General features: G+C 73.6%; 1 protein-coding gene and 1 pseudogene. Both read left to right on the top strand.

The genetic code is table 11. The features are described from left to right. Nucleotides 1-401, top strand: a 401-nt coding sequence (locus IEZ00_RS36930) for a class I SAM-dependent methyltransferase (RefSeq protein ID WP_506347070.1), incomplete at its 5' end; no start/stop codon positions are given. After that, a pseudogene (locus IEZ00_RS36925) lies at nt 398-850 on the top strand (Rossmann-like domain-containing protein); the annotation flags it as partial. The gene IEZ00_RS36930 and the pseudogene IEZ00_RS36925, both read left to right, overlap by 4 nt.

The raw sequence follows: 850 nt of genomic DNA, 5'->3' as shown, positions 1-850 counted from the left end.
GCGCGACGCGGGAGCACTTCGAGCAGTTCGTCGGAACCGGCGACGTGCTCGTCCCCCTCGTCGGCGACCTCTTCGAAGCGCTCCCCGACCGCACCCGCCTGGACGTGGTGACCTTCAACCCGCCCGCGGTGAGCCAGAAGGTCAGCGACGACCCCGACGTCGTGCGCAACGTCTGCGAGGGGGCCGGGATCGTCACCCGGTTCTTCGACCAGATCGTCGGCCGCGACCTGCTCGCCCCCGGCGGCAGGGTCTACGTCGCGCTGTCCAACACCGCCGACATGCACCGGATCGTCCGCCACGCCATCAGCGCCGGACTGCGGCCCGCCATCGAACACCGCCACGACTGGCACGACGGCGTGATCACCCACATCTTCCGCTTCACCAGGGGGGACCAGGCATGACCCTCGACGCCGCCCACGCCGACACCGTCGAGGACCTGGCCGCGCAGGTCCTGGCCGCCCGTCGCGGTCCCGACCCCGCCACCCTCACCGCCACCAGCGTCTTCTGGGTCCACCACGGCACCCGCCTGGCGGGCGGGAACACCACCTACCGCAACCAGTACCTGCTCGTGCGGGTCGGCTCCGCGTTCGGCGCCTGCGCGTTCGAGCACGGCGAGATCACCCCGGACGTGTGCGCCGAGGCGTCGGGCCAGCCGCTGGACCGGCTGCTGCGCGACTCCCCGCTGCCGCTGCGCATCGCGGCGCTCGACGCCTACTTCGGCTCCACCGCCCCGCACCGCGAAGCCACCGCCGCGGAGGCCGTCGCACTGCCCTCGGGCACCCCCGAGGTCCGCGCGCGGGCCAGGGACGCCGCCATCGCGGAACTGCTCGACGTGCCCGCCGGGGCGAAG

The organism is Saccharothrix coeruleofusca, assembly GCF_014648515.1.
Classification (GTDB): Bacteria; Actinomycetota; Actinomycetes; order Mycobacteriales; family Pseudonocardiaceae; genus Actinosynnema; species Actinosynnema coeruleofuscum.
Note: the sequence above shows the minus strand (reverse complement) of the source record. Positions and strands in the feature narration are given on the sequence as shown.